At 59.3% G+C, this 21,163-nt stretch carries 13 protein-coding genes; 10 read left to right on the top strand and 3 right to left on the bottom strand.

The genetic code is table 11. From position 1 onward, the window contains the following. Nucleotides 1-210 precede the first annotated feature (210 nt). Both R6X40_RS28280 and R6X40_RS28275 read left to right on the top strand, forming a co-directional pair. Nucleotides 211-2,121: an autotransporter assembly complex family protein gene (locus R6X40_RS28280; protein ID WP_318418149.1), complete on the top strand. Its 1,911-nt coding sequence runs from the start codon at nt 211-213 to the stop codon at nt 2,119-2,121. A gap of 98 nt (nt 2,122-2,219) precedes the next feature. Then, the gene (locus R6X40_RS28275; RefSeq protein WP_318418147.1) at nt 2,220-7,931 is read left to right on the top strand and encodes a translocation/assembly module TamB domain-containing protein; all 5,712 of its coding nucleotides are present in this window, start codon (nt 2,220-2,222) and stop codon (nt 7,929-7,931) included. A 35-nt stretch (nt 7,932-7,966) separates the two neighbouring features. Here the strand turns inward: R6X40_RS28275 and R6X40_RS28270 are convergent, their stop codons facing one another. After that, the gene (locus R6X40_RS28270; protein WP_318418145.1) at nt 7,967-8,410 is read right to left on the bottom strand and encodes an Lrp/AsnC family transcriptional regulator; all 444 of its coding nucleotides are present in this window, start codon (nt 8,408-8,410) and stop codon (nt 7,967-7,969) included. 138 nt (nt 8,411-8,548) lie between these two features. On the opposite strand from R6X40_RS28270, the gene rocF reads away from it, so the two are divergent. The 5 genes from rocF (at nt 8,549) to R6X40_RS28245 (ending at nt 13,966) form a co-directional block, all read left to right on the top strand. Continuing rightward, complete coding sequence (gene rocF, locus R6X40_RS28265) at nt 8,549-9,484, top strand: arginase (RefSeq protein WP_318418144.1); 936 nt, start codon at nt 8,549-8,551, stop codon at nt 9,482-9,484. A gap of 34 nt (nt 9,485-9,518) precedes the next feature. After that, the gene (gene rocD / locus R6X40_RS28260) at nt 9,519-10,724 is read left to right on the top strand and encodes an ornithine--oxo-acid transaminase (RefSeq protein WP_318418142.1); all 1,206 of its coding nucleotides are present in this window, start codon (nt 9,519-9,521) and stop codon (nt 10,722-10,724) included. Between the two features lie 354 nt (nt 10,725-11,078). Next, entirely contained in the window at nt 11,079-12,869 is a 1,791-nt protein-coding gene (locus tag R6X40_RS28255; RefSeq protein ID WP_318418140.1) for a PAS domain-containing methyl-accepting chemotaxis protein, read from the top strand. Next, nucleotides 12,869-13,348 (top strand): chemotaxis protein CheW, encoded by a 480-nt coding sequence (locus tag R6X40_RS28250; protein WP_037097448.1) that lies wholly within the window; start codon nt 12,869-12,871, stop codon nt 13,346-13,348. Before R6X40_RS28255 ends, R6X40_RS28250 begins: the two co-directional genes overlap by 1 nt. A gap of 201 nt (nt 13,349-13,549) precedes the next feature. Beyond that, nucleotides 13,550-13,966: a hypothetical protein gene (locus tag R6X40_RS28245; protein ID WP_318418218.1), complete on the top strand. Its 417-nt coding sequence runs from the start codon at nt 13,550-13,552 to the stop codon at nt 13,964-13,966. A 62-nt stretch (nt 13,967-14,028) separates the two neighbouring features. On the opposite strand, the gene R6X40_RS28240 is transcribed toward R6X40_RS28245, so the two are convergent. Together R6X40_RS28240 and mprF are read right to left on the bottom strand one after the other, a co-directional pair. Then, nucleotides 14,029-15,408, bottom strand: a complete 1,380-nt coding sequence (locus R6X40_RS28240; protein WP_318418137.1) for a virulence factor family protein — start codon at nt 15,406-15,408, stop codon at nt 14,029-14,031. Beyond that, complete coding sequence (mprF, locus tag R6X40_RS28235) at nt 15,405-18,005, bottom strand: bifunctional lysylphosphatidylglycerol flippase/synthetase MprF (protein WP_318418135.1); 2,601 nt, start codon at nt 18,003-18,005, stop codon at nt 15,405-15,407. Before mprF ends, R6X40_RS28240 begins: the two co-directional genes overlap by 4 nt. A gap of 224 nt (nt 18,006-18,229) precedes the next feature. On the opposite strand from mprF, the gene R6X40_RS28230 reads away from it, so the two are divergent. From R6X40_RS28230 to R6X40_RS28220, 3 genes are all read left to right on the top strand, one after another. Continuing rightward, nucleotides 18,230-19,036 carry a potassium channel family protein gene (locus tag R6X40_RS28230; RefSeq protein ID WP_318418133.1) on the top strand — a complete coding sequence of 269 codons (807 nt, stop codon included), beginning with the start codon at nt 18,230-18,232 and terminating at the stop codon, nt 19,034-19,036. Nucleotides 19,037-19,143: 107 nt separating this feature from the next. Further along, on the top strand, nt 19,144-19,542 hold the full coding sequence (locus R6X40_RS28225; RefSeq protein ID WP_318418132.1) for a hypothetical protein: 399 nt from the start codon (nt 19,144-19,146) through the stop codon (nt 19,540-19,542). A 389-nt stretch (nt 19,543-19,931) separates the two neighbouring features. Beyond that, nucleotides 19,932-20,810: a DUF6030 family protein gene (locus tag R6X40_RS28220; protein ID WP_318418131.1), complete on the top strand. Its 879-nt coding sequence runs from the start codon at nt 19,932-19,934 to the stop codon at nt 20,808-20,810. Nucleotides 20,811-21,163 lie beyond the last annotated feature (353 nt).

Raw genomic sequence — 21,163 nt, 5'->3', positions numbered from 1 at the left:
CTCAACCCCGGAGAAATCCGGGGTTTTTTGTTTCCCTCCTGCCACACCGGCCGGGGTTTTCCATAAAAAAGAAAGCCAAAAGTCTTCATCCCCCGGCCAATGCTGTGTAGGGTCATCATTAACAAACGGCAAACCTTGTCATGCGATTGTACCTCTGCCGTGATGGCAGGCAGGTGTTCGGAGTGGCCTGAACAGCGGAATGCGGAAATTATGCGTTTGCCGACAATGAGTGTTGCGTATCGGAAGATTGGTGCTGCTTTTGCGGTCGCGGCTCTGGCTGCCTGCGGGCCTCTGTCGGTCAGCGATGCCTATGCTTTCAAGATCTTCGGCATGCGGTTTTTCGAAAAAGAAGAAGAACCCAACGATATCGTCGATCCCGTCAATTTCAGCCTGACACTGAATGAATCCACCGGCGACGCCGACCTGAAGAGCGCGCTGGAAAACAGTTCGCGGCTGTTCCAGGACAAGGACAAACCGGTTTCCGGCGATCTTGGCCTCGCCATCAAGGCCCGCGACGACCGCGACCGGCTGCTGGCAGCACTTTACGAACAGGCCCGCTATGGTGGCACGGTGGCCGTCAAGGTCAATGGCCAGGACATCGACACGCTGCCGCCTGACCCCGTCTTTCCAGACGGCGCCCCGGTGCCGGTCGAAATCACCGTAACACCCGGCCCGGTTTTCACCTTCGGCGATGTAGTTCTCAAGGGAGACGCTATCGGCCGCAAGCCTGATGAATATCTGAAGCCAGGCGCCCGGGCAGACTCCACTCTGATCATCAAGGCCGGTGAGAAGGTTGTCGAAGACCTCAAGGAAGAAGGCCGTCCACTCGCCAAATTGATCGAACGCAGCGTCGTTGCCGACCACGCGACCAACACCGTCGATGTGACAATCGCAGCCGAAGGCGGCCCCGTCGCACCGGTCGGCGCCGTCACCGTCAACGGCACCAAGACGGTCGATCCGAGCTTTGTGGCCGATTATTCCCGCCTGAACGGCGGCAAGCCCTATTCTCCGGAAGCATTGCGCAAGGCCTCCGACCGTTTGCGGCAGTTGGGCGTGTTTTCTTCGATCACTATCAAACAGGCGAACGAGCTGGCTCCTGATGGCACCATCCCGATGACCATCGAAGTTTCGGAAGGCAAGCACCGCTATTTTGGCGCCGGTGCGCAATACTCCACCACCGATGGCTTCGGTATCCAAGGCTATTGGGGTCATCGCAATCTGTTCGGCAGGGCCGAATCCCTGCGCCTCGAGGGCTCGGTCAGCCGCATCGGCGAGACCACTGATATCGGCAATCTTGATTATTCGGCCGGTCTGCTGTTTGCCAAACCCGGCGCCTTCGGGCCTGCCTCCACCTTCAATGCCAGCTTGAAGGCACAATTGCTCGATCCGGATGCCTACAAGGCGACAATCTTCACGGCGGCGGCGGGGGCCACGTTCGAATTGTCCGATACTGACACGATATCGGCCGGCGGCGAACTGGCCTGGGCCGACGTCGAGGATGCGTTTGGAAAGAACGAATACCTGACAGCATCGATTCCTATCGAATACGTTCGCGACACCCGCGACAACAAGCTCAATCCGGCCTCAGGATATCGCGCCTCGATCAACGCCAAGCCGAGTTACGAGATCAACGGCCAGAGCTTCTTCAGCTCGTTTGAGGGATCGGCCGCAGCCTATGTCGGGTTCGGAGAAGAAAACCGCTTCGTTCTGGCCGGGAGGCTCGGCGCCGGCGTGATTGCCGGTGGCGACGGGCTCGCCTCTATTCCGGCAAACCGGCGCTTCTATCTCGGTGGCGGTGGCACCGTGCGTGGTTATTCCTATCAGGAGATCAGCCCGCGCAACGGCGACAACGAAATCCTCGGTGGCCGCTCCTATGTCAATGCAACGGTGGAAGCGCGCATCGGTATAACAGACACAATTGGCATCGTACCCTTCATCGATGCAGGCACCGTATCGGCCAAGACCGCGCCTGACTTTTCCGATATCCGCGCCGGTGCAGGCATCGGCCTGCGCTACAATACACCGTTCGGGCCGATCCGCCTGGATGTCGCCGTGCCGCTGAATGCCTATCCGGGTGGCACAAAATACGGAATCTACGCCGGCATCGGCCAATCCTTCTGATTGCTCCGGGCAATCACCACGACCTGAACCCGAACGCAAAGAGCCGGTTTCAGGGACACGCAATTTCACCGCGACGCGACTTGCGCTATGGATGAACTATGAATCGTTTGCTCCGTTTTCTGAAAATTGCGTCGCGCTGGCTGGCTTACGGCCTCGGCTTTGCCTTGGTCGCCCTCGTGCTTCTGGTGCTTTTCGCGGGCTTCACGGCCCCGGGAGCACGCTTTGTCGCTGCGATGATCGAGAAATACGCATCCACGCCGGACCAGATCGTTCGCATCAACGACCCCAGCGCACTTCTGACTGGCGATTTCACCGCCTCCAGCGTGACGCTGTTCGACAGCAAGGGCGTTTATGCGGAAATCCGCGAAGTGGCGATCGACTGGTCGCCGACGGCGCTGTTTTCCAAACGCTTCGATGCAGCGAAACTGTCGGCCGGATCCGTGCGCCTTGAACGGCTGCCGATTCCCTCGCAGGAAACCAAACAAGTCCGTGAGACCTTTGCACTGCCGCTTGAGGTCAAGATCGATGCCTTCAATCTGGAAGAAATCGTCATCGGCAAAGACATTGCCGGCGTCGATCAGTTCCTCAACGCGCAGGGTAAGCTGAACGCCACCAATGCCAGCATTGCTGCAGCCCTTGCCGTTGCCCAGCGCGACCGGCCGGACGCCAAGGCGATCGCCGATATCGTCTTCAATCCGGCCAATGATGAACTGAAGCTGGAAACCACTATCAACGAGCCAAAGGGTGGATTGCTGGCCAAGGCCATGCGCCTGCCCGGCGAGCCGGCGGTCCGCATTTCCGTAACTGGTGATGGGCCGCTGACGAAATGGACCGGCAAGGCTACCGCTGCCCTCGACGGCAACGAAGTGCTCAAACTGGACGGCGAGCACACGCTTGCTCCTGATGGATTCCGCACCCTGGCTCTTAAGGGTGGCGGCACGTTCAGCGATCTCCTGCCGGCCGCTTTCAGGCCGCTGTTCGAAGGTACCACGGACATTGACCTGTCCGCGGCAATCGATGGCACGACCATGCGCATTCAGCGCGGTAAATTCACCACCGCTGCATTCACGTTCGCAGCCTCTGGCACGTACACTACGGCAGGTCAGAACGACCTGCAGGCAAGCCTCACCGGCACGAACGGCCCCATCGACTTCCGCCTGCCATTGGCGAAAGGCGAAGCACAGTTTTCGATCAACAATGCCAACGTCTCGCTGATCGGCGAGGCACAAGCTGCCGTACTCGACATCGGCGCCGACATCGGCAAGGCGACGCTGCCACAGGGCGAGATCGACGCAATCAGGCTGCATGCCTATAGCGATGGGTTCAACCTCTCGACCAAGACCGGGCCGCTGAAAACCACGATCGAGACCGGTGCAACCCGCTTTGTCAGCGCCGATGTCGACCGTCTCGTCAAGGGACCGGTCAAGATCGACGGCACACTGTCAGTAACCCCAGAAACGGTCTCCTTCGATCCGTTGACACTGGAAAGCGCCAGCATCGGCGGCGCACTGACCGGCTCCTACACGATTGCCGAAAACACGCTTGCCACCGGTTTCAAGCTCTTCGCCTTGCCTGCCGTCCTTCCGCCCGCGCTGGCTGAAAAATTCGACACAACCATCGCTATCACCGGTAATCTCGGCACCGGCGCAAACGGCAGCGTCAATGTCAGCGATCTCGCCCTCAAGTCCGGAACCATCGAAGCGGCCGGATCGGCAGCACTCGAAACCGGAAACCTGACTGCCGCAGTCAGCGGCACCGTTCCCGAAATCGGCAAGTTCCTCGCAGACGCCAAGGGTGCCGCCAATTTCAAGGCGGATGTCAGTGGACCGCTCGACGCCCTGGTCATCAAGGCTGAGGTGACGGCAAACGGCGCGACGCTTGCCGGACGCAGCCTGAACGATCTCGCCGTCAATGCCGATGCGACCGTTGGCCAGAACGGCCCCAATGCGACGGTCACGGCCACCGGTTCGCTGGATGGACAGACGATCAACGCAAAGGCCGAAATTGCCTCGGCCAAAGGCGCAACCAGCCTTCCCTCTATCGAAGCGACAATCGGCCAGAACACGCTGACGGGCGCACTGGATCTGACAGAGGATCTGCAGCCGAACGGCGCTCTCACCTTCAACTTCCCGGATCTCGGGCTCTTGGCCGCGATGGCAGGCCAGACCGCGTCCGGCGACCTAACCGGTACGGCCAGCATCAAGTCGGAAAACGGCATCACGTCGGTTGCCGTCAAGGCCAATGGTTCTGGCATTACCCGCGGTGATCTGGTGATCAGCAAACCTGCCGCCGACATCACCATTGCCGATCTGAAAGCCCTGGCGATCAAGGGCGCGGTGACAGTGGAACAGGTCAGCCAAGGCGACACGCGACTTGCCGGCCTCAAGCTCGGCTTCGAACAGCAGGGTCCAAAAACCAACTTCGCCCTCGACGGCACCTATGATGCCGCGCCGCTGACGGCGCGCGGCGATTTGCAGAGCAATGACGGCAAGACGACAATCAATCTCCAGTCATTTGCAGCCGCTCCGAAGAAAATCCCGCTGCAACTCGCCGCCCCCACAACGATCACCATCGAAAAAGGCGCGGTCAATCTTCAGCAACTCGCAATCGCCGCATCCGGCGGCACTGTGACACTCAACGGCAGTGCAGGCGAAAGGCTGGACGTCACTGCGACGCTCGCGGGGATCGACGCACGTCTGCCGCTTGAAAATGGCGAAGCGCATATCGTGCTCGACGCGGGTACAGCGTCCATCACCGGCAGCATGCAAGCCGCCGTGCTCGATATCCGCGCCGAAGTCGGGCAGTTGGCGCTTCCGCAAGGCCGCGTCGAGGCAATCGCGCTCACGGCCCATAGCGATGCTTTCAACCTGTCAACCCAGACCGGCCTGATCAAAACCCGCCTTGAGACCGGGAATACCCAACTGACCAGCGCCGACCTCGACAGACTGGTCAAGGGGCCTTTGAAAGTCGAAACGGTTCTGGACGTGTCGCCAGCACGGATCGGCTTCGATCCCGTCACCATCGACAGCAGCAATCTCGGCGGCACAGTTGACGGTTCTTACGAGATTGCCGCAAAGACGCTGAATGCCGGGTTCAACCTGTCCGTTCTTCCGGCCGGCCTGCCAACGTCCCTTTCCCCCAAGTTCGACACGCCGGTAACACTATCCGGCATGGCAACGACCGGCGCAGACGGTGCGGTTGATATCAGCAGACTGGCCGTCGATTCCGGAACGATCCAGGCCGCAGGCTCCGTTGGCCTCAAGGAGGGGACCCTGACAGCAGCAGTCACCGGTACCCTGCCCGATCTCGGCAAGGTGCTGGCGGATGCGAGCGGCATCGCCGACTTCAAGGTCGACGCCACCGGCCCGCTCGACAATCTCGGCATCAAGGCTGAAGTCACCTCGAGTGGTGCAACACTGGCTGGCCGGACACTAAGCGATCTCCAGCTTACGGCCGACGCGACCGCCAATCCGAAAAATCCGCAAGCCAAGATCAAGGCCACCGGCGCCCTTGGCGGCCAGGCCATCAACGTCAATGCGGACCTTGTCTCGGAAGACGGGCGCACCAGCGTTCCGGTGCTTCAGGTGCAGGTCGGTGACAACAGGCTGAACGGCAAAATCCAGTTCACCACCGACTTCCTGCCCCAGGGTAATATCGATTTCACATTCCCCGATGTCGGGCTGCTTGCTGCCATGGCGGGCGAAAAAGCGTCAGGTGACATTGCCGGATCGGCATCGATCAACAGCGATGGTGGCAAGACCTCGATTGCACTCAAGGCCAGCGGCTCGGGCATCAAGCGCGGTGATCTCGTCATCACCAAGCCCGTTGCCGACATTACCATCGCCGACCTCAAGGCTCTGGCGATCAAGGGCAATCTATCCGTCGAAACTTTCGCGCAGGGAGAAAACCGTGTTGGCGGCCTGAAGCTCGATTTCACGCAAGCGGCCGGCAAGACCGACGTGACGCTCGACGGCCAGTATGACGGCGCGCCGCTTAGCCTTCGCGCAGCTATCGAAACGGCAAACGGTAAGACGACGGTCAACCTCGCGTCCTTCACTGCCACCCCGCGGAAGATCCCGGTAAAGCTGTCGGCACCCACGACGATCACCATCGAGAACGGCAAAGTGAGCTTGCAGAAGCTGACAATCGGCGCTTCGGGAGGCACGATTGCGGTGAGCGGCTCGGCTGGGGAGAAGCTGGACCTCGACGTCAATCTCAACGCCTTGCCCGCAAGCCTTGCCAACACATTCGTGCCATCGCTGGGCGCAGACGGCGCCATCAGCGGTAAGGTCGATGTCACGGGAACCGCAGCCGCTCCCATAGTGGCTTACGACCTGCGCTGGGCAAACGCCGCGGTTGCGCAGGCCAAATCTGCAGGCGTCGGCGCCCTCGACATCGCGGCAAAGGGCCAGTTTGCCAACAACATCGTGACACTCGATACCACGCTTAGCGGGGCCGGCGGTCTTGCCTTCAAGGGCAATGGCAAAATCGGCATCACCGGAAACAAGCCGATCGACATGAAGGCATCGGGTAATTTGCCATTCGGTCTTGCGGCCGGTCTTCTGGCCGAGCAAGGTTTCACCCTGACCGGTGCCGCCAATGTCGATCTTTCCATCACGGGCGTAGCGACAGCACCACAGATCACCGGCACGATCACCACCTCCGGCGCACGCTTTGTCGACGTTCGCCACAATCTCGCGGTCACCGACCTTGCCGCCAACGTCGCGCTCGACGGCAAGCAGGCGAATATCCAGAAGTTTTCCGGCAAGCTTGCCAGCGGCGGCACGCTCGATGTGACGGGCACGGTCGGCATCGCACCCGGCTCCGGATTCCCGGCCGATCTTGCGATCCGCCTCGCCAAGGCGACCTATGTTGACGGCAGCCTGTTCACAGCCAGCGTCGATGGCGCGATGACCCTCAAGGGCTCGCTCACAGCAACGCCAGTGCTGGGCGGAAAAGTCACTATCCAGAAGGCCGCGATCACCATCCCGGAAAAGCTGCCGGCATCGCTGTCCGAAATCAACATCAAGCACAAGAACGCCCCCGCCAAAGTCAAGCAGATGCAGGCAGATGTCCGTAGCGACACAACGAGCGGCGGCAGCACCAAGAGCGGCGGCATCGCCTTCGACCTGGCGGTCAGTGCGCCGAGCAAGCTGTTCGTTCGCGGACGTGGTATCGATGCCGAGCTTGGCGGCGATCTGACCATTCGCGGCACTGCCGCGGAACCGGCAGTGTCGGGCGGTTTCGAGATGCGGCGTGGCCGGTTGGAAATTCTCGGCAAGCGCCTCAACTTTGCCGATGGAACGATCAGTTTCGGTGGCAATCTGGTTCCTACCCTCGATCTCGACGCAACCTCCAGCGCCGGGGCAACGACGATCACCGTCAACGTGGCGGGCCCTGCCAACAATCCGGCCATCACGTTTTCATCGTCGCCTGCCCTGCCGCAGGACGAAATCCTGGCACAGCTGATCTTCAACCGGTCGCTGTCCAATCTTTCGGCCCTGCAGATCGCCCAGCTGGCAGGCGCCGTCAGCGAGTTGGCCGGCGGCGGTTCAAACTCGCTGCTCAGCGGCCTGCGTAACAAGCTGGGTGTGGACGATCTCGATGTCTCAACCGATGCGACCGGCGGCGCCACCGTCACCGCAGGCAAGTACCTCAATGACCGCACCTATCTGGAGCTTCAATCGGGCGCGGAAGCCGGAGGCGGCAAGGCGATCATCAATCTCGACGTTGGCCGCGGCGTCAAGCTGCGCGGCGAAGCAGGAGCGAGCGGCGCAGGCGGCGGTATCTTCTATGAAAAGGAATATTGAGCGACGCGTGATGGCGATGCTCAATATCTCCAACTCTAAACCGCAGCCGAAATCTTGCTGGTCTTCAGCAGGATGTTCGTTTCCGTCAGGTTGATCCCGTCGATCAGCCGGATCAGCCGTAGCGTCTCGTCGAAGGTACCGAGATCCTTGTCTTCCAGCTCGGCGATGAAATCCCAGCGGCCGTTTGTGGAATGAAGGGCGCGTACTTGTGGCAGGCCGCGCAGTTGCGCCGCAACGCGATCAGCCATTTTGCCGTGGATTTCGATCATGACGATCGCACGCACACCGCTGCCAGAAAGCTCGGCCCCAGTGCGGATGGTGAACGCGGCAATGGTGCCGGATGCCACCAGCCGGTCGATTCGGGCGGCAACGGTCGCACGCGAGGCGCCGGTCGTGACGGCAAGGGATGAAACGGGGGTACGAGCATTGTGGCGTAGCGCACTGATCAGGGAATGGTCGAGATCATCAAGACTTATCATTCTGTACATCCACGCTTCTCATAGTGTCAATTATTGCCATCTATTTGCCAGTTTTCCATCTATTTGCCAACGAACAAATCCGTATAATCCGCACACAAACCGGGCAAACCGGCATCACGCGAGCTTGCGGGGAAGACCATGGCTGAATCGAAGAAGAACATCGTGCTCATCGGCGCACCACTCGAAGAAGGCTCCGGCCGCAGAGGCGCTGCAATGGGCCCGGCGGCACTGCGCATTGCAGGTCTCGACACCATTCTGGCCGGTCTCGGCCACAGCGTTGCCGACGAAGGCGACCTGAAGCCTTTGCCTGCGCGCGACCTTCCGAACCATCCGAAAGCCAACAATCTGCAGATCGTCGCCGCCATCACCCGCGCGCTCGACGAGGCGGTGCACCAGGCTGCCCGCGCCGGAAAGTTCCCGGTGATCCTCGGTGGCGATCATGCCCTGTCGATGGGCTCGGTTTCCGGCATGGCGCGCTATGCCCAGGAACAGAACCGTCCGCTTTTCGTGCTCTGGCTCGATGCCCATGCCGATTTCAATTCGCCGGCAACATCGCCCTCGGGCAACATGCACGGCATGCCGGTGGCGTTCTTCTGCGGCCAGGCCGAATTCGCGCCCATCCTCGACCAGAACCGCCCGATGGTCGATCCGAAGAATGTCTTCCAGGTCGGTATCCGCTCTGTCGATGACCGCGAGCGCGAGGAAATCGCCGCGCACGGCGTCAACGTCTATGACATGCGTGCCATTGATGAGACCGGCATGGCGCATATTATGCACGAGATCATCGCAACGATCAAAGCCGCCAACGGCCTGCTGCATGTCAGCCTTGACGTCGATTTCCTCGACCCTGAACTGGCGCCTGGCGTCGGCACCACTGTACCGGGCGGCGCGACCTTCCGCGAAGCGCATCTGATCATGGAGATGCTCTGCGACAGCGGCCTCGTCTCCTCGCTCGACCTGGTGGAACTCAATCCCTTCCTCGACGACCGCGGCAAGAGCGCCCGCATCCTCGTCGAGCTGACAGCAAGCCTGTTCGGCCGCCGCATCCTCGATCGCCCGACCCGAGGCGCCTGAGCCAAGAACAAATAACAAAAATACCGGAGGAACTATGAACACGACCAACGCACTGATCGAAACCGAATACCGGCTGGGCGCACATAACTACAAGCCGATCGACGTCGTCCTGTCGCGCGGCGAAGGCGTCTATGTCTGGGACCTCGATGGCAATCGCTATCTCGACTGCCTGTCGGCCTATTCCGCCGTTAACCAGGGCCATTGCCACCCAAAAATCCTGGCGGCAATGATGGAACAGGCGCAGAAATTGACGCTGACATCGCGCGCCTTCCGCAACGATCAGCTCGCCCCTTTCTACGAGGAACTGGCAGCGCTCACCGGCAGCCACAAGATCCTGCCGATGAACTCTGGCGCCGAAGCCGTCGAGACCGCTGTCAAGGCGGTGCGCAAATGGGGTTATGAGGTCAAGGGCGTTGCGGAAAACAAGGCCGAGATCATCGTCTGCTCCAACAACTTCCACGGCCGCACCATGGGCATCGTCGGCTTCTCGACCGACCCGGATGCCCGCTCGGGCTTTGGCCCGTTCGCACCCGGCTTCAAGACCGTTCCGTTTGGCGATATCGAAGCATTCCGCGCAGCCATCAATGAAAACACCGTTGCCTTCCTGATCGAACCGATCCAGGGCGAAGCTGGCGTGATGATCCCGCCACAGGGCTATTTCCCGGAAGTTCGTGCGCTCTGCTCCAAGCACGGCATCACGCTCATCCTCGACGAGATCCAGACGGGCCTTGGCCGTACCGGCAAGCTGCTCGCCGAAGAGCACGAAGGCATCGAAGCCGACGTGACGTTGATCGGCAAGGCTTTGTCCGGCGGCTTCTATCCGGTGTCGGCTGTCCTCTCCAATTCCGAAGTGCTCGGCGTCTTGCAGCCCGGCCAGCACGGCTCGACCTTCGGCGGCAATCCACTGGCCTGCGCCATTGCCCGCGCTTCGCTGAAGGCGTTGACCGAAGAAGACATGATCGGCAATTCCGCCCGCATGGGTGACCGCTTCCAGGCTGGCCTCAAGGACATCCGCTCCAACATCATCAAGGACGTGCGTGGCCGTGGCCTGATGCTGGCTGTCGAACTGGTTCCGGAAGCCGGCGGCGCCCGCAAGTATTGCGAAGCGCTGAAGGAACGCGGCATCCTCGCCAAGGATACCCATGGCGATACGATCCGCATCGCTCCGCCGCTGGTGATAACCGCCGATCAGGTCGATTGGGCCGTCGAGCAATTTGCGGGCATTTTGACCGCACAGTGATTCGCGTCGCAAAAGCCTGCAAACGCGGCTTTCTGCACCCTTTGAATGTATTCAAGCGACCTGCAATACCCGGCGTTGAGCCGGGTATTTTCATTTGTAATATTTAAGCCAGTTAATGATCAGCAACCGGCAAATCTTAAATATCTGTTCAAGTTTTACCCCCTAGATGTAGCCATCGCGACCGGTACTGACCGGGCATGAAGCAATCGCGTGACGCCAGACAGCCGGCATGACCGATCGACGAAGGCGCAACAGTTCGCCGGTAGTCCGCATCCCAGATACATGAAAATTCGCCCCGTTCACGCGGCGCGCACCTGTGCGCATTGCCGCATCGTGCACAAGGACCGAGAAAACATGCGCAATTTCCCATCGCCGTTCGGCGGCGACGCCAAGGCAATCCTAGCTGCGATGCAGCGATCGCAGGCGATCATCGAATTCGATCTGCAGGGCAAAATCCTGACAGCCAACGAAAACTTCTGCAAAACACTCGGCTATGACCTGTCCGAAATTGTTGGTCAGCACCACCGCATGTTTGTCGATCCAGCTGACGTGGTAAGCACCGACTATCGCGACTTCTGGGCGAGGCTTGCCCGCGGTCAATTCGATAGCCGCCAGTACAAGCGGATCGGCAAAGGCGGCAAGGAAATCTGGATCGAGGCGTCCTACAATCCTGTTTTCCGCGGCTCCCAACCCTATAAGGTGGTCAAGTTTGCGACCGACATCACCGCTGCGAAACTGAGGAGCGCCGAAGATGCCGGAAAGATCGATGCAATCTCTCGTGCCCAAGCCGTTATAGAGTTCACCCCGAACGGCGACATTCTCACGGCCAACGCGAATTTTCTCTCGACGCTCGGTTATCAGCTTGCCGATATTCAGGGCAAACACCACAGCATGTTCTGCGAACCTGCCTATAGCCGGAGCGACGAATACGGGAACTTCTGGGCCAAGCTGCGCAACGGCCAGTTTATCGCCGACGAATTCAAACGGATCGGCAATGGCGGCAGACAAGTCTGGATTCAGGCAAGCTACAATCCGATCTTCGGTTTGAACGGATCGGTCATCAAGGTGGTAAAATTCGCTACAGACATTACCGGCCGCGTCAACAACAGCCAGGAACTGGCAGAGGCGCTGCTGGATCTCGCCGACGGCAATCTCGATCAGCATTTGAACAGGCCATTCATCCCGGCACTGGAAACCATCCGCCTCAGTTTCAACGATTCCATTGCCAAATTGAAACAGGCCATGTGCGCCGTCGGCACCAACGCGAAGGCGATCACCGCTGGGTCCAGCGAAATCAGCAACGCCGCCCAGGACCTTTCAAGGCGCACTGAACAGCAGGCCGCATCGATCGAGGAAACCGCCGCAGCACTTGAACAAATCACCACCACCGTGGCCGACAGCAGCCGTCGTGCCGAAGAAGCGGGCACGCTGGTGGCGCAAACCAAGCTGGGTGCCGAACGCTCCAGCGATGTGGTGCGCAATGCTGTCAAGGCGATGGGCGAGATCGAGAACTCGTCGCGCGAGATTTCCAGCATCATCGGCGTGATCGACGAAATCGCATTCCAGACCAACCTGCTCGCCCTTAATGCAGGCGTCGAGGCAGCCCGCGCCGGTGATGCCGGCAAGGGGTTTGCTGTTGTGGCGCAGGAAGTGCGTGAACTTGCCCAGCGCTCGGCAAAGGCGGCCAAGGAAATCAAGAGCCTGATCACCACCTCCAGCGACCAGGTCAAGAACGGCGTCTCTCTCGTTGGCCAGGCCGGCAAGGCGCTAGAGGAAATCCTGACACAGGTGCATCAGATCAACACCAATGTGGCCGCTATTGTAGAAGGTGCAAAAGAACAGGCGACAGGTTTGAAAGAAATTAACCAGGCTGTGAATACAATGGACCAAGGTACACAGCAGAATGCAGCAATGGTCGAGCAATCCACGGCTGCCAGCCACGCCTTGGCAAGGGAAGCGGACGGTCTTTTCAGTCTTCTCAGCCAGTTCAAGGTCGGCGAGGCATCCACGGTTCGCATCGCGACAGCGCGGCAGGACGCAAAACCGGTCGCTTCCCCGGCTCGAACCATGGCCAACCGGGTAGCGAAGGCCTTTAGTTCAAACGTGGCAGTTGCCGCCAATCGGGATAGCTGGGAAGAATTTTGATGAACAATACGATCTCTACAGGTACCTTCGGTCACGAAACGCTCGAGATCATTGCCTTCCGTCTCCACGATCAGGAATTCTGCGTGAAGACCACGACCATCCGCGAAATCCGCGGCTGGGCGCCCTCCACCCCGATCCCGCATTCACCGGCCGACGTTCTCGGCGTGATGAACCTGCGCGGCACCGTCATCCCGATTATCGACCTTGCCCACAAGCTCGGCATGAAGAGCACGGTTGCCAATGAGCGCAGCGCCATCGTCGTTGCAGAAGTGCACAACATGGTCATCGGCCTCGTCGTCGACCGCGTCTCCGACATCCTGACTGTCCGTGGCGATCAGGTTCAGCCGGTTCCGGAGATCACCACATCCTTCGACAAGAGCTATGCGGAAGGCATCATCGCCAACGAGACCGGCATGATCTGCTTCCTCAACCTCGCTCGCATGTTCAAGGAACGCGAGATGGAAGACGTCGCAGCCTGATCGCTGCCGCTTGCCTATCCCTTTCAAAGAGCGGCTCCGGCCGCTCTTTTTGCGTTTAGGGCTGGAGATTTAAAATAGCGCCGTCGCCGTGGTGCCGTATGAGTGCTGGCTATCCGCTCGTTGTGTCATGACGCCCGCAAGCGGAACAAAACGTCTTCCGGCACGGTTAGTAGCGGTAACGCAATCACGGAGGCGACTGTCATGGAAGTAATCGGCACGCAGGTCCACCCGCAGCCTTCATTCGGGCTAATGACCGTTGAATTCGTCGGCGAAGGCGGCGATGTGATTTCCGTTCAGATGCATCAGAGCGAATCCGATGGCCTGAACCGTTTCAATGCCATCAAAAAGGCCAAGGCGATGATGCTGCAAGTGGCGTCGTTCGATCAGCCCGAAGAGGAACAGTCCGATGATGGCTCACGCTCTGGCGACAATTCCGATGGGGAACCCCCAGCCGTAATTTCACTGCGAAGTGCAAGAGCTGCAGGCGATACCGGAACGCTGGAAGAGCAGCTTGATGAAGGGCTGGAAGCATCCTTTCCTGCCAGCGACCCGGTTTCGGTCACCGTCAGCACCATCCCCAGCGGCCGCGCCGACGCTGAAGAAGCCAATAAGCGGTAATTTCCCAGGAAGACAGGATCGCCCACCAGGACGGTCCTGTTATGTCAGGTCTCAAAAAGCAACTACGGTTTGGCGTTCGCCGCCAGCCTGCGATCAAAACCATCCAGAATGCGCTTGACCAGTGCCGGATAATCCTCGTCGAAATGATGGCCACCATCGATGGCAATGACTTCGACGCCAGTATCCTTTAACGTCGGGCAAACATCATCATCCTCGTCGGTACCGTAAACGCACTGTACGACGGCCGGCTTCATCTTGCTGATGTCGTCGCCCGGATCTCCGGCACTGTCAGCCGCGGCCGCACCGAGCCACCCGAGCACGGAAATCTTGTAATCCACCTGATGCGACACGGCGAGCAGCGACACCTGCGCAACCCTGTCACGATCAGCCTGCGGAAGCAGATTGTAGGTCCGGGGCAGGATATCGGCACCGAAGGAATAGCCGATCAACAGAACGTGTTTGACGTTCCAGCGCTTGCTGTAAAAAGCGATGATGCGGTGCAGGTCGTCGGCAGTCTCTTGAGGCTGGCGCTCCGACCAGAAGTAACGCAGCGAATCGATGCCCACCACCGGCATGCCCTGCTGCTGGAGAACATCGCCGACTTCCTTATCGATATCGCGCCAACCGCCATCACCGGAATAGACAATCGCCATTGTGTCGCGCGTCGGCTTAACCTCAAGCACCGTCAAGGGCAGACCCAGCGGATTGTCCTCGCCAGCGGATGCGGAAACGAGCGCTGAAAGCGCGTCGGAAAAAGCCGTCCACACATCATCATCGGTTTCGGTAATCTCGATATCGCTATGCTTGGCGGTCAATTCTGCAACATGGGCACGGCCATCCGCTGGCGCATCCTTTGTGAACAGCACCGTGACCGGATCGGGCAGCGGTCCGTCGGTCAAACCATAAACCATCCGGTCGCCCACCTTCTTCTTGTCGGCAGGCGTGCAGAGTTGCTTGCTCAGCGCGATGCCGGCCTCGGGATCGATAGCCAGCGTCTGCCCGATTGTCGCTGCCGGGGTCTGCGCAGCAATGGCCAGAGCCAGCGCGCCACCCGCACCGGCACCGGCAACGATCGGCAGTCGATAATCGTTGTTCTTCGCCGCCCGCTGGACTTGCTGGCTTAAGGCTTCGATGTCGGACACCATGTAGATGCAATCGCCATCATCCTTTGCCAGCGACGCCAGATAGCTCGGCAGATCGATGCCGATAACCAATGCACCGCCATCGGTCAGGCTTTTGGCAAGCGTATCCTCCTTTTCAGACCAGCCGGCCTTGTCGGAAATCAGCACGACAGCTGCAGCGACGTCGCCGGTGGGCATCAGGATGTGCGGCGATGGAATCATGCCCGTATCGAACGAGGCCGGATCCTCAGAACGTGCCGCGGATGCCCCAAAAAACAGGCTGGCTGCGAAGGCGGCCTGGCAGAATGTTTTCAAGATCATTTCTTCACAATTCCCTTTACACCGCCGCCAATCAGGAATGTTGCATCCATCAGGGCCAGAACGGGATTGATACCACCACCCGCCGCCATATACCGAGGCTGCCAGTGCGGATGGAATTTCGACTTGAAGGCCTTCAGACCCTTGAAGTTGTAGAAGCGCCCGCCGTGTTCGAAAACCGTGCGGCCGACCTTGTCCCAGACCGGTGAGGACCGCCGGCCGGAAAGGCCAGCCAGAGGCGCCATACCAAGATTGAACCGCTTGAACCCTTTATCGCGCAAATATTCCATCAGCGATACGAAGAGGAAGTCCATCGATCCTTTCGGTGCATCCGGCAGGAACCGCATGAGATCAATGGTCCCTTCCTCGCGGGCATCGGTCACGAGGATATTGGCAAAGGCGACGATTTTCCCGTTCAGCCTCAGAACTCCAACCGGCTGGGCAGCAATATAGTCGGCGTTGAACGCACCCAGAGAAAAACCCTTTTCCTTGGCACGATGATGCGCGAGCCAGGCATCCGATACCGCGACGAGATCATCCATGATCGCCGGGACATCGCCCGTCTCGATGACGGCGAATTCCAAGCCGTCGCGCTGCGCCCGGCTGACGGTTTGGCGCAGAGTGGCCCACTTGCCGCCCTTCAGCTCGAACGTTGTGAGGTCTGCGGTAGCCAATTCACCGAGGCGGAAGGCCCGCAGGCCCGCATCCGCGTAAAAGGAAAGACCTGCGGGTGAGACCTGATAGAAGACCGGGCGGCAACCACAGGACCGGGCCTCTTCGATGAATCGCCAGATCAGGTCCGGCCACGCATCGCGCGGTCCGACCGGATCGAACAGGGCGATCCAGGACCGCGCCTGGCGGCCATACATGATGAAAGCGCGGCCATCGGTTGAAAACATCAGGCTCTTGTCGCCCGTCCGCACAAGATTAGCATCGGACATGTCCTGCGCGCTGGCGATGGCGATCGCTCTTTCTATATCCGTAGCAGTAGACGCTTCTCTCGGGCCTTTGGCTGGCCGCAGCAGGCTCCAGAGTGCGGCAGCGCCGGAGAAGATCGTCAGTCCGAGAACAGCGCGCAAACCACGCGGCGCTTCCTCCGACAGCTCGAACTGCCACCAGAGCGTATTGCTGTATTCCACGTCGCGATACACGAACAAAAGCACGATCACCGCGAAGGCGCACAGTGCCAGCATCGCCGTCAACCATGGCAGCGTCAGCCGCTCGTTCGACAGGTTTGCCGGCCGGTCGAACAGGCGATGCGTGGCAAGCAGGCTGACGATGAAAAAGGCAAGCAGGCTGGCCTCGATCAACGCAACCGCCTTGAGCAACGAGAACAGCAGTGCGATGACGGCGACAACCAGTGCTGCCCACCAGGCACTGTCCAACCGCCGCGCAAGGCCGCGCGCGACGATGACGAGCACCAGACCGAGCAGGCTGGCCAGGAAATGCGTACCTTCGATCACCGGCAACGGCACGTAATCGGCAAGAAAGGCCAGGTTGTCGTCCGGCGTCGGCGTGACGCTGGAAAACACCAGCATCGCAGCCAGAATAAGCGCAAGCGTCGCTAGCAAGAGCGGCGTCAGTCTTCCCGCCACGCGGCGCAGGCTGGACGCCATCGGCTTTCTGTACAGACTGCGCAGTTCGGCACCGATAACGAAGATAACCGCCAGAAGCAGCGGCAGGACATGATAGATCAGGCGATAGAGGACGAGGGCGCCCAGCACCGTATCGACATCGACAGCCTGACCGAGCGCCGCAACAATGACGGTTTCAAAGACGCCCAACCCGGCCGGGACGTGGCTGAGAACGCCAAGTCCGACAGCCACCGCATAAATGGCAAGAAACGCCGGCCAGCCGATCACCCCTTCGGGCAGCAACACGTAAAGCACGGAGGCTGACGCGGCCAGATCAAGCACAGTGACAAGGAACTGACGCGACGCCGTACGCGAATCGGGAATGCGCAAAGAAAAGCGCCCCAGCTGCAAGGCGCGATTGTTGCGCCCAGCCACCATCAACGCCAGCAGAACAGTCAGGATCAGGATCGCAATGACACGCAGGGCAGCCGAACTCATACCGACAAGCGGCGCCACTTCCGGGGCGATCATCAACAGGCTGAGAGCCGCGACACTGGCAAGCCCGAGCCCGAACGCAAGGGTAACGAAGGCGATGACCCCGCCGATTTCTTCAGGCTTCAGGCCGAGACGGGAATAGGCGCGATAGCGGATGGCACCACCGCTCAACGGGCCGAAGCCTGCCGTATTGCCAACCGCATAGGCCGCCGACGCGGTCAGCGCCACGTCGGCATAGGGCAGCCGTCGCTTCAGATAGATCAGCGCGCCGACGTCGTAGAAGGTCAAGGCAAAGAAGCTCAAGCCGGTAAAGCCGATGGCAAGCGCGATGGACGCTGCGCTGGTGTTATCGAGCGCGGACATCACGTCTTCGTAACGAACTTCACTCGTCAGATGGAAGATCGCATAACCGGCAAGGGCAAGAATGAGGATCGTGGCAATCGCCGTCAGCAGCCGACCCTGAAGCCACACTCGCTGAACCAAGGCTTGAGCACCATCGTGCTCATCGTTTCTATCGACCGGATTGGACATGGAGCACCTGGTAGGGCATTTCAAACTGATACGTTATCGACGATATACATCCTGCGAAAGCTAAATAAAGTGAACTTAATGTAATCTTCAAGCGCCCGATTTCCGGCTTTTTTGGGCAAGCTACACAGGTAGCGCGAAATTTCACCGGACTGCTATCGCCCACCGCCCGCTTCACGGTATCCCGCAGCATTGACCGTTTCGGCGCACCAGCCTATCTCAACATCATGACAGAGCACATCAAGACCAAAAAACCCGAAGAACAGGTCCTGTACGCCCTGCGCTGCAAACTGCGCGTGCTTTATCTCGGGACCAGTACCCGGGCGATCCGGTTTCAGATCACCATGGCAATCATCGATCTTGCCATCATCATCTTCTTCCTCGCAGGCCCCTATATCGCCGCAGGCCACACTTACCTCATCATCGACTATGCGATCGCCGCGCTGATCGCCTTCGAGCTCGGAGCCCGGGCACTGATCGCCTCGAACCTCCGGCGCTGGCTGACACGGCCGATGACCTGGGTCGATATCGCTATCCTGGCGACACTGCTGTTTCCGGCGCAATTTTCCAATTTCGCCTTCCTGCGCGCCTTCCGCATCTGGTCGCTCGGGCAGAGTAAGGTGTTCACGCTGCTGATCAAGCGGGCGGGTTATGCCGAGTGGGAAGACGTCATCCGCGCCTGCATCAATTTCGTGACCTTCCTGTTCCTCGTTACCGGCTTCGTCTACACGGCGTTCTTCTACCATCAGGCAGCGGGCGTCGAGGGGTTTGTCGATGCGCTCTACTTCACCGTCGCGACCATCACGACGACAGGCTTTGGAGACATCACCTTGCCCGGGACGCTTGGCAAGCTGACTTCGATTGTCACGATGATCTTCGGCATTTCGCTGTTCGTACGGCTGGCGCAGGCGATCGTACGCCCGCACAAGGTGGTCTTCCCCTGTCCGCAATGCGGCCTGCAGCGCCATGATGCCAACGCAGTGCACTGCAAGGCCTGCGGCCATGTCCTGAACATCCCAGACGAAGGAAACTGAGGCTCTTCCACCGGCTTGACCAGTCGCAGAAGCAACCAAATTTGGTCTTCCCTCAAAATCCAACTAAATGCTAATATTCGCTCGGGACAACATCTGGGGGAAGACACATGCCGCGCATCGCAAAGCTCTACTTTCGCACCGCAATCATTTTCCTGATCATCGGAATTGCAATGGGCCTGAACATGGCCATCTCGCAGGATCACAGCGCAATCGGTGCGCATGCCCATTGCAATCTGCTCGGCTGGGTCACGATGGCGATCTTTGGTGGATATCACGCGCTGAACCCTACCAAGGCGGAACGGCGGATCGCCATAATCCAGTATGTCGTCTACACGGCGGGCGTCGCCCTGATGGTACCGGCGCTCTATCTTATGCTCACCGGAAATCCGGAGATGGAGCCTGTCGTTGGTATCGCATCACTGATCACATTCGCAGGCGTACTGCTGTTTGCAGTGATCATCTTCAGCGGCGAAACCGCAGCCCGTCCGGCAACAGCTACGCAATAAGACTGTTTTGAATTTCATGCGGTTGAAAACCCTATACTGCGCTGAGATACACCGGCGCGGTATAGCTGCGGCTGGCCGAAAGGCTGAGCGCCCGGACCACCAAGCAACAGCGTTGCCCGCTTTGCCGTGATGCGCCCGCCGACCGGGAAGCCAACCAGGCTTTCGCGGCAGCGGCGCCAGTTGCAAGGGCGTCCAGACCCACGTCTTTTTCTTTCAGCCAACTCCCGGCTGTCGCGCGATAGCATCGCTTCTTTCATTTTATACCTTGATATGTCTGTTTTTTCTCGACAATACCTATCGCGAGGGTGAGACGGGAAGCGCCGGATGGTCAAGGCATGTGGATTCATGATGTCTGAGATCGGCGAAAACTGCGGAGTTCAGGTTTCGGCATGAATGTGCAGCGGAAAAGCCGGTCCGGAAAGATATTCTTCGTCGTCGCTGTCGGGCTGGTGTTTGCCGGCATCCTGGCAACGGTTCTGCTTGCCAACAGCCACCGCAATCTCGATCTGCTGCTAATCTATCTCGGCTATCCCAATCTGATCATCAAAGCCGACGCTGCGCGCCAGCAGGTGAAGATAACCCAAAGCAGGAGCATACGGTTGCCGCCGGCGCGCATGGTCCTGCCCGTCTACGCCTTTACCGACCTCAAGACCCCTGAGCAGCGCTTCATTCGCCTGTTTCAAAGCGACCCGAAGACTCTGTGCGAGCAGCTGAGAGACGGCGGTTTCGGCCAACTGGACTGGACGATCAGTCTTGCCCGCAAAGACGATTGGGAATGCTCTTCCTCGATCGACCTTCCTCCCAGAGGCACCGGTAAGCCCGAACAATCCTCGCTCTTCATCGTCATCAAGGGCGACGGGGAAAACCGCGTCACCTCGTTTCGGGTTAAGCTGAACATCGAAAATACGGCCGACACGGCCAAGGTTGCCGAACTCGCTGGCGATGCCGCAAACATCTTCCTGCGGCAAGTCCGCTGGGGGAACCCGGAAGAGATCATCGGCAAGATCCATGCACTCGAACCCTTCGACATCCGCAATTTCGGCAGCCGCATCCAGTTCAAGAAAGAATTCGGCGACACGCCACGCTACAATTTCCTCGCCAATCAGATCAGCGCACGCGGGAAGAAGATGCCGGCAGATCTATTCTTCGATCGCAGCAAGTGGTTTCCGCTGACCGGAAGTGACGGGCTGCCGATGATAGATGGCATGATGGCCGGTGAAAGCGCCGGTGGAATGCCGCTCACAGAGCCCGGCAATCCGGCGCCGTAAACCAATCTGTCCTCTGGAAAAATGCGATCGCGACGCGCGGCGGCCAGCTATCTCGATACCCTGTTCGAGAAAAATCGAACCGCATTCAAAATGCGGCACATTAACCACGGGAACGGATTGGATTCGCACGGCGTGCTCAGAGAGTCTACTCTTTAACAAATCGTTAAGATTAAAAACCTCACTCATACGGGACTATAGCCTCGAAGAGGTCTGACGAAAGTATCGCACGCAACGCAGTATTATCGTCAATAATCAGAATTTCCATCGCTGCATCAGATAGCAATTCTGCCTCTGCGGGCGAAGCATTTCTTGGCAACGATCCATGAAAAGCGGAACTGCCTGTCAAAAGCGGA

The sequence above is a fragment of the Rhizobium sp. PL01 genome (assembly GCF_033447125.1).
Classification (GTDB): Bacteria; Pseudomonadota; Alphaproteobacteria; order Rhizobiales; family Rhizobiaceae; genus Pararhizobium.
Note: the sequence above shows the minus strand (reverse complement) of the source record. Positions and strands in the feature narration are given on the sequence as shown.

What these genes read in the sequence shown, in the direction of transcription:
- R6X40_RS28280 (WP_318418149.1), top strand. Translation starts at nt 211, where the DNA reads ATGCGTTTGCCGACAATGAGTGTTGCGTATCGGAAGATTGGTGCTGCT.
- R6X40_RS28275 (WP_318418147.1), top strand. Translation starts at nt 2,220, where the DNA reads ATGAATCGTTTGCTCCGTTTTCTGAAAATTGCGTCGCGCTGGCTGGCT.
- R6X40_RS28270 (WP_318418145.1), bottom strand. Translation starts at nt 8,410, where the DNA reads ATGATAAGTCTTGATGATCTCGACCATTCCCTGATCAGTGCGCTACGC.
- rocF (WP_318418144.1), top strand. Translation starts at nt 8,549, where the DNA reads ATGGCTGAATCGAAGAAGAACATCGTGCTCATCGGCGCACCACTCGAA.
- rocD (WP_318418142.1), top strand. Translation starts at nt 9,519, where the DNA reads ATGAACACGACCAACGCACTGATCGAAACCGAATACCGGCTGGGCGCA.
- R6X40_RS28255 (WP_318418140.1), top strand. Translation starts at nt 11,079, where the DNA reads ATGCGCAATTTCCCATCGCCGTTCGGCGGCGACGCCAAGGCAATCCTA.
- R6X40_RS28250 (WP_037097448.1), top strand. Translation starts at nt 12,869, where the DNA reads ATGAACAATACGATCTCTACAGGTACCTTCGGTCACGAAACGCTCGAG.
- R6X40_RS28245 (WP_318418218.1), top strand. Translation starts at nt 13,550, where the DNA reads ATGGAAGTAATCGGCACGCAGGTCCACCCGCAGCCTTCATTCGGGCTA.
- R6X40_RS28240 (WP_318418137.1), bottom strand. Translation starts at nt 15,408, where the DNA reads ATGATCTTGAAAACATTCTGCCAGGCCGCCTTCGCAGCCAGCCTGTTT.
- mprF (WP_318418135.1), bottom strand. Translation starts at nt 18,005, where the DNA reads ATGTCCAATCCGGTCGATAGAAACGATGAGCACGATGGTGCTCAAGCC.
- R6X40_RS28230 (WP_318418133.1), top strand. Translation starts at nt 18,230, where the DNA reads ATGACAGAGCACATCAAGACCAAAAAACCCGAAGAACAGGTCCTGTAC.
- R6X40_RS28225 (WP_318418132.1), top strand. Translation starts at nt 19,144, where the DNA reads ATGCCGCGCATCGCAAAGCTCTACTTTCGCACCGCAATCATTTTCCTG.
- R6X40_RS28220 (WP_318418131.1), top strand. Translation starts at nt 19,932, where the DNA reads ATGAATGTGCAGCGGAAAAGCCGGTCCGGAAAGATATTCTTCGTCGTC.